Consider the following 14,120-nt stretch of genomic DNA (forward strand, 5'->3'; position numbering starts at 1 on the left):
TTTTATTGCGGCCAGGTTAAAAGAATATTTATTTCGTCCAATTAATTCTTTTAGTTTGTACATTCTGAGAGTTGGTCCCCACCATAATATCAAACTCACCTGCTTCCCAGTCAAAATTCAATTCGTCATCAAAAAATTTCAGATCTTCCGGAGTCAGTGTAAATTCCACTTTTTTAGCTTCTCCTTTTTTGATGAATACTTTTTAAAACCCTTTAATTCTTTTACAGGTCTTACTACTTTCCCAAAAAGATCTCTTATATAAAGCTGCACCACTTCTTCGCCATCATATTTCCCCGTATTGGAAACTGTAACATTGATGATTAAATTCTGATTTCCTTTCAGGTTTTCAGAACTTAAAATCATATCGGAGTAGGTAAAGTCTGTATAGCTCAACCCAAATCCAAACGGGAATTTCGGATCATTGTCAAGATCGATATACGCTGAAACATAATTTCTGTCTGTATTATTTTTTGCAGGCCTACCTGTATTGTAGTGATTATAATAGACAGGGATCTGCCCTTCAGTTCTTGGAAAAGTCATCGGAAGTTTTCCACCCGGGTTTACCGTTCCAAACAGAATATCGGCAATAGAATTTCCTGCTTCTGTTCCCAGCCACCAGGTATACACAATAGCAGGAATATGGTCTGCTGCCCAATTGAAAACCAGAGGTCTGCCTGCATTAATCATAAGGACAATCGGTTTTCCTGTTTTGGCAACTTCTTTCAACAGATCTTCCTGTACCCCGGAAAAGCCAATGGTATTTCTGCTTTTTGCTTCACCACTCATCGCATGTCCCTCTCCTAAAGTCATAATCACCACATCTGCTTTTTTGGCGGTCTCTACAGCTTCTGCAAACATCGTTTTATCCTGATCATCTACATTACAGCCCTTTGCATATAATAAGGTAGAATTTGTATCGAGTTGATTTTTTATCCCATCAAACTGTGAAACAATTCTTTGAGTATCATCTTTAAAAGCAATAGACCAAAACCCATGATTGGCTACCGTTTCCTTTCCGAATGGGCCAATCAAAGCCACTGTTTTTACTGTTTTTGAAAGGGGAAGGATATTGTCTTTATTTTTAAGAAGAACAATACTTTTAGATCCGAACTCCCTTCCGAATTTTCTATTTACCTGGTTATTAACCTGTTCTTTTTGTCTTTTTTCATTGCTGAACCGGTAAGGATCGTCAAAAAGCCCCATCTCGAATTTTTTAGTTAAAATTCTCCCTGTGGCATCATCTACCAGTTTAGCATCTACTTTTCCTTCTTTAACAAGTTTCGGAAGTTCTGCCATATATACCCGGCTTTCCATATCCATATCACTGCCTCCCTGAATTGCTTTTTCAGCGGCTTCAGCGCCATCTTTTGCGTATCCGTGAGGAATCATTTCTCCGATACTTCCCCAATCCGAAACCACAAAACCTTTATAATTCCATTTTCCTTTTAGTAAATTTCTTTGGATATATTGATTGGCTGTGGCCGGAATTCCGTTGATATCATTGAAAGAATTCATGAATGTAGCCACTCCAGCTTCTGCGGCAGCTTTGAAGGGCGGAAGGTAAGTTTCATTCAATTGTCTGAGGCTCATATCAACAGAATTATAATCTCTGCCGCCTACCGCCGCACCATAAGCTGCAAAATGTTTTGCACAGGCCATAAGTGCATCAAGATTCCCTAATCCCTTTCCCTGAAATCCTTTAATTCTTGCCAATCCGATTTGAGTTCCCAGGTAAGTATCTTCTCCTGAGCCCTCCATCACTCTTCCCCACCTCGGATCCCTTGCGATATCTACCATCGGGGCAAAAGTCCAATGAATCCCATAAGCAGATGCTTCTGTAGCGGCAATTCTTTCTGATTTTTCTATCATTCCCAGATCCCAACTTGCAGCCTGTCCGATGTTGACAGGGAAAGTAGTTCTATATCCATGAATAACATCTTGCCCAAACAGTAAAGGAATCTTCAATCGGGATTGCATGGCCAGTTTCTGAAATGCTCTGGTTTCTTCTGCTCCGGCAACATTCAGCATAGAGCCCACTTTTCCCTTTTTTATTTCTTCCAACACCGCAGCTGAATTAGAATGCTGAGGCCCTGTGGCATATTCAAATCCACTATATTGCACCATCTGCCCTACTTTTTCTTCCAGTGTCATTTTAGACAAAAGTTCTGCGACTCTCTGATCTGTTGTTTTCTGTCCGTAGACACTCATTCCAAGTGCTGAGAATGCGAGTAAAAAATAAACTCTCTTCATACGATTAAAAAATATAAGTAGCGGCAGATTGCCCAGGTATGGTTACTGCAGCGATCTTTCCGGCAAATTTAATATTAAAATTTTCATTTTCTTTACTATCGTTCTGAACAATCAAGACCGTTTTTCCATTGGGAGTTTTGAATGCTGCAGTCGATAATTTTTTTGTCTGAGTGGAAGCAATACGTTGAGATCCTGCAGGTACAAACTTAGAGACATGTGCTACAATATAATAAGCAACATTTCTGGTAAAGTTCTCACTGTCTGCAACGGTTATCGCTCCTTTACATTCCGTACATCCACCCTCTGTATGAGGTCCATATTTTGAATCATTAGCCAGGTTCCATTCCAAAGCTATTCTGCTCCAGTTTCTCATGGATCCGATCATTACATTCTTCATGTGCCAGTTCAGATCTTCATTGAAAGTTCCTTTTGAACCTGTCCACTGCTCCGTAAAATAGAGATTCTTATCCGGAAAGGCATTATGTATTGTACTTAATGCTGAAATATCACCTTCATATAAGTGAAAAGCGGAACCGTCAATATATTGATAGGCTTCAGGATCTTTTAAAATATCAAGAGCATACTCAGGCTTGTTACAATTATGATCGTATACAACAATCTTTGTTTTGACATTGTTTGCTTTAAAAACAGGCCCTAAATATCCCTTAATAAAATCTCTCTGTTTTTCTGATGGCATATACAAACTCGGATTATTTCCCGGATGTAAAGGCTCATTCTGAGGAGTGATGGCATCAATAGTAATTCCTTCATTATGCATTTCCTGAATATACTTTACAAAGTAGCGGGCATACGTTTCATAAAATTCGGGCTTTAAACTCCCTCCTTTTGTCTTTCCGTTATCTTTCATCCAAACCGGTGCTGACCAAGGAGCTGCAATAATTTTAATCTTAGGATTGATGGCTAAAATTTCTTTCAGCATAGCAATCAGAGCCTTGTCTTTTGCCAGACTGAATTTAGAAAGAGAAATATCTGTCTGTCCATCCGGAAGATCATCATAGGAAAAAACTTCCCCATCAAGATCAGAAGCCCCAATGCTTACTCTCAGATAGCTGATGGAAATAGAATTTTTATCGTTTCCAAAAAGTTCGCTCAACAAAGCTTTTCTTTTTGAAGGTGATAAACGGTTAATAACCTCAACACTTCCTCCTGTCAATGTATATCCGAAACCGTCAACATATTGAAATTTTTGGGTATCATCAATTTCAATATTCTGAGAGCCATTAGATGTATTTACAAATCTAATTGGTGTCTGAAGCTGCAACAGTACACTTTCATCTCCTTTGGTAAGCCAGTAATGCACTTCATTTCCTTTATTCTGAGTAACTGAGGTACACGATAAAGGAAAAAGTACCACACCGCAAAGCAGTGCAGTACCTTTAAAGAAACTATATAAGTTGTGAAACTTCATGTTTAATAGCCGGGATTTTGTTTAATTGCCGTATTAATAAGCTCATTATAAGGAATAGGCAAAAGTTCATTTCTATTTGCAACAAAACCTCTGGAAGACAATTTAGAGGCGGCCTCTCCCCATCTTACCAAATCAAACCATCTATGCCCTTCCCCTGCTAATTCTTTTCTCCTTTCATCTTTAACAGCCTGTAGAGTAACAGGAACAGATGGCAATCCTACTCTGCTTCTTACGGCGTCCAACAATGCCTGAGCTCTTGCTCCGCTTCCATTGAGAGCTTCTGCTTCCATCAGATAAGTATCTGCCAACCTGATTACTATATAATTTCGGCTGTAATTAAGCTCCGGAGCCCCGGGAAGTGTAGAAACCTCAGCTCTTGTAGGAAGATATTTGTTTAAGAAATATCCTGTATCTTTATTAGCAGGTGAATAAGTAATTTCTTTATCAGCAGTTAATTGTTTTGCATTAAATATTGTAGCCCCTACTCTTGGATCATTTTTCATTACATTAAAAAGGTCTTCAGTGGCAGTGTTGAATGCCCACCCCGAAACAATATCAGGAGCAGAAGGCAATAGCCTGTTATACCCTCTTGGCCCTATCATAATACAGATTGAATTTCCCTCGTCTTTTCCCTGGCCCCAAAAACTCCAATCAGAATTTCCTTTATTGGTATGCATTACCTCAAGAATAGATTCAGATGTAAATTTATTATCAGGCTTCCATAGATCGTTATAGTTAGCCACCAATTTATATCCGTACTGACTGGCTTCCCCCGGTGTACCATTTACCTCAGCCAATTGAGCAGCAGCAAGATCTTTTTTATTATTATATAGGTAGATTTTCCCCAGAATAGCACGGGCAGTACCCTGGCTGATTCTTCCTACCTCAGCTTTATTAGTGGGTGGAATTGCTAATGGTAAATCATTAATTGAAGCCAGAATATCAGATTCGATTTGACTATAAACCGCTTGAGGATCCGCCTGAGGAATATTATAGTAATCATCAGTAGCTGTAATTGGTTTTAAGATCAAAGGAATATTTCCAAACATTTTTAACAGCTCAAAATAATATAAAGCTCTTAACGTTTTAGCTTCTGCAACAAATCTACTTCTGGTCTTATCGTTCATTTTAGCTTCAGGAATTCTCTGGATAAGCAGGTTAGCTCTTGCAATTCCCTGATAAAAATCGTTCCAATACGTTTTTGGAATTGTAATCTGGTCTATTGAATAATTCGAAAAGCCTTGAATCCCTGCACCATCTGTAGGGCTTCCTCCTCCTGCGTAGAAATCATCTGACCCGGCATTGAAGAAAGTAACGGTATTTTCAAACCCGCCTGAATATTTTCGAAGTACATCATATACGGATACCAAGGTTGTGAATGCCTGTTCTTCATTCTGGAAATAGTTACTGGAGTCAAAAGCTCCTTTATTCTGTACATCTTCAATGAATTCATTACCACATGACACGGAACTGAAGGCAATTCCTGATGTAAGAGCAACTAATAATATCGTTTTATATAATCTGTTTTTCATAGTACCTTTTTTAGAATTGAATGTTTGCACCAAATAAAAATGTTCTTGCCTGAGGGTAATAAGCCCTGTCTATACCATATGAATCATTTACAGCGATCTCAGGATCATATCCGGTATACTTTGTAAACGTAAATAAGTTTTCTCCTGTCACATAGAATCTAACTTTGCTTGCTCCGAAACTCTTAGAAACTTCAGCGGGCAATGTATATCCTAACTGTATCAATTTAATTCTTACAAAATCTCCTTTTTGAAGATAATAATCAGACATTTTGGTATAATTTTCATTTCTATCATTGACATCCAGCCTTGCCACAGTATTAGATGTTCCCGGTCCTGTCCAACGATCAAGAATAGTAGTCTGGTAATTGGCATTGAATAGATCCAGTCTTCTTAACCCCTGAAAAATCTTATTACCTCCTTGTCCCTGAGCAAAAATCATTAGATCTATATTTTTATAATTCAGGTTTAAGGTTAAGCCATAATTGAATTTAGGGACTGAACTTCCTAAATATTCATAATCTTCCTGGTTGATTTTTCCATCTCCATTCACATCCAATCTTTTAAAATCACCTGGTTTAGCATTAGGCTGAATTAAATTTCCATTGGCATTTCTATAAGCGTCTATTTCGGCCTGTGTTTGGAAAATACCTGCATTTTTATATCCATAGAAAGCTCCGTACGGTGATCCTACCTGGAACCTGGTCACATAACCCATTGATTGGAATGATGCAAAATTTTCAAATATTTTATCATCTTCAAGTCTTGTCACTTCATTTTTCAGATAAGAAAAGTTACCGTTGACTGAAATTCCAAAATCTGACCATGTTTTTCTATACCCCAGATTAACTTCTATACCGGTATTATTCATATCCCCTACATTTTTCCATGGTCTGTCAGGAGCGCCTACATATCCGGGAATATCTACCTGACGAAGGATATCTGTTGTTTTCTTTTTAAACCAGTCTACTGTTAATGTAAAATCATTTAGTAGTTTAAGATCTGCTGCCACATTCAGCTGAGAAGTTTCCTCCCATCTCAGATCTGGGTTTTCTAATGTAGTAGGAGCATATCCTATAATAATGTTATTATCACCAAATGCATAATTGCTTCCTGATTTAAGTGAGTTTACGAATTTAAAATTCTCAATAGCATCATTTCCTAAAACTCCGTATCCACCTCTAAACTTCAGCGTATTTACGATTTTATTCTCTGGCCAGAAATTTTCATTAGATATATTCCATCCTAAAGAGAAAGCTGGGAAATTCCCCCAGTGTCTGTTTCCTGCAAACTTAGAAGAACCGTCTCTACGTATTGTTCCTGTAAAAAGATATTTATCCTCATAATCATAAATAACCCTTGCAAAATAAGATGCTTTATGAGTTTCAACACCATCATAAGCAGTTGCCAAGCGATTTTCTGCTGGAACATCAAAATTAAAAGATGCATCTTCAAAATTATTAACAGGCAGATTGGTAAATGTAGTGGTACTTCCGGAACCAATATTATAAAAATAAGCTCCCTGCCCGATTAAAACACTTAAATGATGCCCACCCCATTTATTATCGTAGGTTAATGTATTTTCAGTATTCCATTCCATTTTTTTATTGCTCTCTCTCAAAAAGCTGTTAAAAACTGTATTTCTGGAATTGGTATTAAGGTAATACTTTGGAGTAAACTGTTCTTTTCCCCAATAGGAAAGCTTTCCGTTCAATGTAGTTTTGAATGTGAAATGATCCAAAAACTTGAGTTCAGCAAATATATTCGCTACAAAATCATCAGACCAGTTGTATTTACCAAGTTGCGTTTGTCTGTAGGCCAATGGATTTGTCATCTCATTTTCAACAATTGTAGATACTCCATAAGGATTACCAAATGGATCTCTTATCAGATATGGAGAAATTTCTGCATTGTTATAGGGACCTGTATTCAACATATTCGGATCTGTAACCACTACAGGAGTAATGGGGTCTAGATTGATAGCAGAACTTAAAGGTCCTCCAAACTCATCATTTGCATTCACCCCTTTGTTTTTTTGGTGAGTATAAGATAGGGTTTGCCCGATGGTAAGAAAATCAAACACTTTATGTGTTGAATTAAGCCTTACATTCATTCTTTTATAATTGGAGATGTCTTTTAATACAATCCCGTCTTGTTCATAATATCCGAATGAAGAATAAAAAGTAGATCTATCATTCCCTCCACTAAGGCTGAATTCATGAGATGTTCTCTCCGCTGTATTGAAAATCTCTTTTTGCCAGTCTGTACCCGTTCCGAAAGATTGAGGATTGGTAAACTTTGCAGGACTTCCGCCATTAGTCAATGCTTCATTAATAATCATTCCATATTGACTGGCATTCAGAAGATCCAGTTTCTTAGAAGCTGAACTTAAACCATAAAATCCATTATAAGATAAATTCATTTTTCCTTTTCTTCCCTTTTTAGTAGTCACCAGAATAACTCCTTTCGCAGCAGAAACTCCATAGATCGCTGAAGAGGCACCGTCTTTCAGGATTTCAATATTCTCTATATCGGATTGATTCAGCCAGGCAATATTATCTACTACAATACCATCTACTACCCATAAAGGGTCATTACTTCCCGCTCCGAAACTGGTTACTCCACGTACCCTTACAGTTGCGGCAGATCCTGGTTGCCCGGAATTCGTAACAACAGAAACCCCGGCAGCCCTTCCTTGTAATACCTGTTCCGGCTTACCTGAAGGAATATCCTCGATATCTTTTGCTCTTACACTGGAAATTGCTCCCGTTACATTACTCTTTTTCTGAGTACCATAACCGATCAATACAACCTCCTCAATTTTATTCTCTTTAGAAAGTGAATCTTTCTTGGTCTGGGCACTGAAATTAGCCGTGAAATAAAGAACGGCAACCGCGCCTAAGCTTAATGGTATTCTTATGTTCATATACAGTCATTGTTTTAATTCTCAAATTGAGACAATAAAAATATATTTTTTTTCTATTAATTAACATTAGATTAACAAATATTTTAAAATTTCGTTTATTATTCAGGGTTAAAAGCCATATCTTCGCATCAATTATTCACAAAAAGCTATAAAAATTCAATAAAGTTAACTCCCGAAATGACCACTAAGCTTTCCAAAATTTCTCTCCCTTTAAAACTGACCTTCCTTATTTTCTCAATGGTTCTAAACTGTATGGGACTTATTATCCTTCAGCTTGCAGATACCAATATCACTTATGGAGAGCTCGGATTTTTGGAATCTTTCAAAGACCTTCCTATTGCATTTATCTCTCTATTCGCAGTAAGCTTTATCAATAAAACAGGATCAAAAAAAGCATTGATTGCCGCTTTGGCTATTGTAGGGTTTTGTTCCTGCCTCCTTCCTTTTATTGAAGAATTCTGGTTTTATAAAGTATGGTTTGCCATTATTGGCGCCTGCTTTGCAATCGGGAAAATATGTGTATTTGGGATCATCAGGAATAATATTTCTGATGAAAAATCATTGGCCAAAACAATGAACAGTGTAGAAGCTTCCTTTATGATAGGAATTTTTGTAGTGAATACAGGCTTTGGGTGGCTGATCTCCGGCCCTTATTCCGAATTCTGGAGATTTGGATTTCTGTTGATTGCTGTATTATCTGCCGTCACCATATTCTTACTTTCAAAAATAGAAATTACAGAGTCTAAACCTTACGAAAACAAAAGTATTTTCATTGAACTTTCAGGATTTACAACCCCTGTAGTTGCTTTATTCCTTGCTGTAATCTTCTTTATTGTCTTTGTAGAACAGGGGGTTTAATTCATGGCTGCCTTCTTTTTACAAGAATCATCTGAAGGTCAATTCATTTTTCGCCCTTCAGGCTACTTCTTTTTATCTCTTTTCTCTTATGCAGGAAGAACGGTCACAGCCAATATCATCCGTAGATTTTCATTATCAAAATATTACATTACATGCATATCATTAATTATAGCCTTATTACTTGTCATCTTAGGAATTCAGTATTTTGATTCCGAAGATTCCAGAATGATTCTCTTTCTGTTTCCAGTGATAGGATTATTTCTGTCGCCGCTCTATCCGGTTGTCAATTCAAAAATGATTGCTTTGGTAGATAAAGAAAAGATCAATCTGTTTACCTCTCTTATTGTTATTTTTTCTTCTCTGGGAAGTTCCGTGAGTTCCATTATTATGGCCATACTCTTTGGAAAGCGGCTATTAAACTTTTATCCATTATATATTTTATGCTCTATAATTCTTCTTTTTGTGATTAGTTTGATATATTTTAACGTCTCAAAAAGAAAATATAGAAAATAGTTTTATTTTTACAACCATGAAAATCAAAGACACAAAAAGTAAAGAAACACTTCAGGAACTGATCGACACCAAGGATTTCGTTGCTCATATTTCTGTAGACTGTACGATATTCGGATTTCACAATAACATTCTGAAAGTATTGTTATTGAAATATCATGATCTGGATCTGTGGTCACTCCCGGGTGGTTTTGTTTTCAATGATGAGGATCTTAGAGAAGCGGCAGAACGGGTTTTGTATGAGCGAACTCATCTTAAAGATTTGTTTCTAAAACAATTCCATACATTCGGAAGAATTGACCGTACAGAAAATAATGTACATCAGATCCTTCTTAGAAATAAAGGGATTGAAGTCCCTGCAGACCACTGGATTTTTCAGAGGTTTATTACAGTAGGATACTGCAGTCTCATCGATTTTTCACTCACAAATACTTTTCCGGATGCTTTTAACGAAAGCTGCGAATGGTTTGAAGTGAATAATCTGCCGAAGATGGCATTTGACCACGACAGAATTATAGAAACCGGACTGGAATATCTTCGAATGAATATCAACACTGAAGTGGCAGCCAGTAATCTTCTTCCTGAGAAATTTACGATGAAGGACCTTCAGGCTCTTTATGAAACCATTTTAGGGCAAAAATTCAGAAGAAATAACTTCCAGCGAAAAATACTAAGCCTCAATATTCTTGACCGATTAGAAAAACTATATGACGGTTCTGCTAACAAAGCTCCATACCTCTATAAATTTAAAACTGAAGTGCATAATTCCACTAATCAGTACCCTATCTCCAATGATGAGGAAGCTTAAAATGTGAATTTTATCCCTTAAACAGGAAAAAGCCACATTATCTGTTTGAAAACCAGCATTTAGATAAGTTTTCAAAAAAATTTCTCAAACACCACGAAAAATGTTATTTTTAACAAAATCAAAAAATCATGTCATATTATCCTCTTACAAGCATCCCTGATTACTATGGAATTGATGCTTTACTTACTGAAGAACACAAACTGATCCGCCAATCTATCAGAGATTGGGTTGAAAGTTTTGTAATGCCGCAGATTGATCAGGCAGCTCAAAATCATACAGATCTCCCGGGTCTTATGAGAGAACTAGGAAAAATTGGAGCATTAGGTCCATATATTCCCGTTGAGTATGGTGGTTCTGGATTAGATCAGATTTCTTATGGTCTTATCATGCAGGAATTGGAAAGAGGAGATTCTGCAGTACGTTCTGCCGCTTCAGTACAGAGCTCTTTGGTAATGTTTCCCATTAATGAGTTCGGTTCCGAAGAACAGAAAAAGAAATATCTTCCAAAGCTTGCTGCTGGAGAAATGATTGGTTCTTTTGGATTAACTGAACCTAACCATGGTTCTGATCCGGGTTCTATGGAAACTTATTTTAAAGATATGGGAGACCATTATCTTTTGAATGGGGCTAAAATGTGGATCACCAACTCTCCTCTTTGCGACATTGCTGTAGTATGGGCAAAGAATGAGGAAGGAAAAATACAGGGATTAATTGTTGAAAGAGGAATGGAAGGATTCACAACTCCGGAAACACATAATAAATGGAGCTTAAGAGCTTCTAAAACAGGAGAATTAGTATTCAACGATGTAAAAGTACCGAAAGAGAATTTACTTCCGGGAGTTACAGGATTGAAAGGACCTCTATCTTGCTTGAACTCTGCCAGATACGGAATTTCCTGGGGCGTCATTGGTGCTGCTATTGACTGCCACTGTACTGCGGTTCAGTACTCTAAGGAAAGAAAGCAGTTTGGTAAACCAATCGGTTCTTACCAGCTTCAGCAGAAAAAATTAGCTGAATTTTTAACGGAGATTACAAAAGCTCAGTTATTATGTCTTCAGTTAGGAAACCTTAAGAATGCTCATAAGGCAACTCCGGCACAAATTTCAATGGCTAAACGTAACAACGTAAAAATGGCGATTGACATTGCAAGAGAATCAAGACAGATCCTTGGAGGAATGGGAATCATGGGTGAGTTCCCAATGATGAGACATGCTGCCAATCTGGAGTCTGTAATTACGTATGAAGGAACTCATGACGTTCATTTGTTAATCACCGGTTTAGATATTACAGGTATCAACGCTTTCTAAAAAAAGGAAAATATAGAATTAAGAGTCTGGTCTTTGGATCAGACTCTTTATTTTACTCACCTTTCAGAGAATTTAATATTCAATGAATAGTTATTAATGTCTGAATATTTTTGTGAATTTATTAAAGTTATTACCTTGACAGTAGTAAAAATTCACGATATGAAGAAAATTACAACTTTTTTGATAGGACTTACTGCTCCATTCTATCTTGCCCAGCAGGCTGGTGATCTGGTAAGCGCCGAAAAGAAATTGGATTTAACACCCCAGGGGGTTGTTAATTTCATTGCCAACAATCTTGGCGAACAAAATGCCCCTGACTTTGTAAGCTACCTCAATGGTTTCAATGTTGGTTTAAAAGGATATAAAATAACCTATTACACTAAAAATGAAAACAATGTTCTTGTCAAAGCAACAGGACTTCTGATGTATCCTAATGTCAATATGAAGCTTTCCACCGTGGTTTCTGACCACGGAACTACTGACAGCAGGCACAATGTTCCTTCTAATTTTAAAGGAACTTTAACCGCCGGATTTGTCGTTGAACTTTCTTATGTACTCAACGGTTACATTTTAATGGCACCCGATTACGTAGGAATGGGAGACGGAGATGGCGTACATCCGTATGTAGACTATGCTACTGAGTCCGGAGCTACTATTGATTTTGTTACCGCAGCTAATAAAGCATTAGCTCAATTGGGAGTGAAACGCTATGATGAATATTTCTTAGCAGGTTATTCACAAGGTGCTCATGCCGCAATGTCAACCCTAAAAAGACTGAATGTATCCAATCCCGGCAATTTGAAATTTAAGTATGCCTATATGGGAGACGGCCCTTATGATATGTCAGAAACCACATTAAAGAAAGGTGTTCTAGAAAAAGATATTTATCCGTTTACTTCTTTCCTTGCCAATGTTCTTCACAGCTGCAACAATACAGGATACAAAACATATACTAATGATATTTCGGAAGTTATTTCCGCAGAATATCTTGACAAATACAATTATCATGTGGTTCAGGATAATGGCGGTTTACTATGGGGACCATTTATATGGCGAAAACTGTTCACCACCAATTTTGTGAATGATGTCACCAATAACCCGAATCATAAATTCAGACAATGCCTGAAGCCTAAAGACGTGTACGACTGGTATAACAAAACTCCTATGACTCTTGGGCATTCTACCGTTGATCTTGCCATTCCGCCAGAGAACACATCCAAAACCATTGATGTACAGCGCGGTTATTATGCCTGGTGGGATTTGAGTAAATATAAATTAGATTCCTTCTACTGGGGGCCAATTGGTCACGTAGGTGGTATTGTTCCATTTGTTTTGGCTTCCAATGCCAAATTCAATACTTTAAGAAGTGGCGGACTTTTCAATCAATGGGCTGCAGTGGGATCTATTTTTGGAAAACAGGCAACTGTACCTTCATCAGAAACACCTGCTCTATTTTCTTCTCAGATAAAACCTGAACTTGGAAATATGCAGTTGATTGAAATCACTGATTTTAATAAAGAAAAGGCAAGCAGCAGATCTGCAACTGATCGAAGCTTATCTTCTTTAAAAGATGGTGTATATCTTTTGAAAGTATCGGAAAGTGATCAGGAAAAAATGCTTCCTTACATTAAAAACACTCCTATAGAAGTAGCAGAAAATGAAATCATACAATCCGAAAACAATGCTATTCTAAAGTTAAAGATCAATGAGGATGAACTTTCAGCAGTTCATATTTTTGATGAAAATAAAAATCTGGCTAAAACCATTTCTAAAGATCTGTATCAGAAAAATGGAGGAATCACCTTGCAGGAACTGGATCCTCAGAAATACACATTCGAGGTAGTTACATCCTACTATAACCTACAGTTCAGCAAGAATCTTGAAAACACCAGATTGGAAAACAGTACAGACATCTTTGCTCAGAACAAACAGATCAGAGCCAGAGCTAATCATAATATTAAAGATATCAGCATATACAGTATTTCCGGAGCTTTGATTCATCAACAGGAAGTCAACTCCCAGCAATTCGAATCGAGAAACATGGAACCTGGAGTTTATGTTGTGCAGATGACCCTTTCCAATGGGAAAACGATCAATAAAAAAGTTAAACTATAGTATCAATCCTTTTTATATATCATTTTCAAGTTAATTTTGGCACTCCAGCAATGGGGTGCTTTTTTCATGAAATAAATGATTTGTCTACAATGATTTTATATTTCGCAGATGTTTACAAAAATCTAAACCATTAACTTTTCTTATTTCATTTTCTTAAGGTATAAATTTTAACAAAGCTATTTTCTTCTTTCAAAAAAGATAACTCTAACAATTAAAATTAGAAATAAAGTTTTGCAGCCTTCCGATGATATAAAATAGAACACTAATAAACAACCACATATAATAAAATGAGTCTAAATTTTAAAATCTAAAAATCATAAAACAATAAAATAAGTAAAATGATTTATGTCAATTATTTTAAATTATTCTAAATAAAATTAGTAATCTT

The 14,120-nt window shown here is 36.8% G+C and carries 7 protein-coding genes and 1 pseudogene; 4 read left to right on the forward strand and 4 right to left on the reverse strand.

Annotated features, from left to right (window positions below; translation table 11 throughout):
* Positions 1–28: 28 nt before the first annotated feature.
* The 4 genes and pseudogenes from bglX to H5J24_RS11695 form a co-directional block, all read right to left on the reverse strand.
* Positions 29–2,250 (reverse strand): annotated as a pseudogene (gene bglX, locus H5J24_RS11680) (beta-glucosidase BglX).
* Positions 2,251–2,254: 4 nt separating this feature from the next.
* Entirely contained in the window at positions 2,255–3,679 is a 1,425-nt protein-coding gene (locus H5J24_RS11685; RefSeq protein ID WP_068943042.1) for a glycoside hydrolase family 30 protein, read from the reverse strand.
* 2 nt (positions 3,680–3,681) lie between these two features.
* Complete coding sequence (locus H5J24_RS11690; RefSeq protein WP_068945069.1) at positions 3,682–5,211, reverse strand: RagB/SusD family nutrient uptake outer membrane protein; 1,530 nt, start codon at positions 5,209–5,211, stop codon at positions 3,682–3,684.
* 10 nt (positions 5,212–5,221) lie between these two features.
* Positions 5,222–8,134 (reverse strand): SusC/RagA family TonB-linked outer membrane protein, encoded by a 2,913-nt coding sequence (locus tag H5J24_RS11695; protein ID WP_068943041.1) that lies wholly within the window; start codon positions 8,132–8,134, stop codon positions 5,222–5,224.
* Between the two features lie 177 nt (positions 8,135–8,311).
* Between H5J24_RS11695 and H5J24_RS11700 the strand changes: the two genes are divergently transcribed.
* The 4 genes from H5J24_RS11700 (at position 8,312) to H5J24_RS11715 (ending at position 13,732) form a co-directional block, all read left to right on the forward strand.
* Positions 8,312–8,992, forward strand: a complete 681-nt coding sequence (locus H5J24_RS11700; protein WP_232816319.1) for an MFS transporter — start codon at positions 8,312–8,314, stop codon at positions 8,990–8,992.
* 529 nt (positions 8,993–9,521) lie between these two features.
* Positions 9,522–10,310 carry an NUDIX hydrolase gene (locus H5J24_RS11705; protein WP_068943039.1) on the forward strand — a complete coding sequence of 263 codons (789 nt, stop codon included), beginning with the start codon at positions 9,522–9,524 and terminating at the stop codon, positions 10,308–10,310.
* Between the two features lie 128 nt (positions 10,311–10,438).
* On the forward strand, positions 10,439–11,617 hold the full coding sequence (locus tag H5J24_RS11710; protein ID WP_068943038.1) for an acyl-CoA dehydrogenase family protein: 1,179 nt from the start codon (positions 10,439–10,441) through the stop codon (positions 11,615–11,617).
* Positions 11,618–11,776: 159 nt separating this feature from the next.
* Positions 11,777–13,732 (forward strand): T9SS type A sorting domain-containing protein, encoded by a 1,956-nt coding sequence (locus H5J24_RS11715; RefSeq protein ID WP_068945068.1) that lies wholly within the window; start codon positions 11,777–11,779, stop codon positions 13,730–13,732.
* Positions 13,733–14,120: the final 388 nt, after the last annotated feature.

The sequence above is a fragment of the Chryseobacterium capnotolerans genome, from assembly GCF_021278965.1.
GTDB lineage: Bacteria > Bacteroidota > Bacteroidia > Flavobacteriales > Weeksellaceae > Chryseobacterium > Chryseobacterium capnotolerans.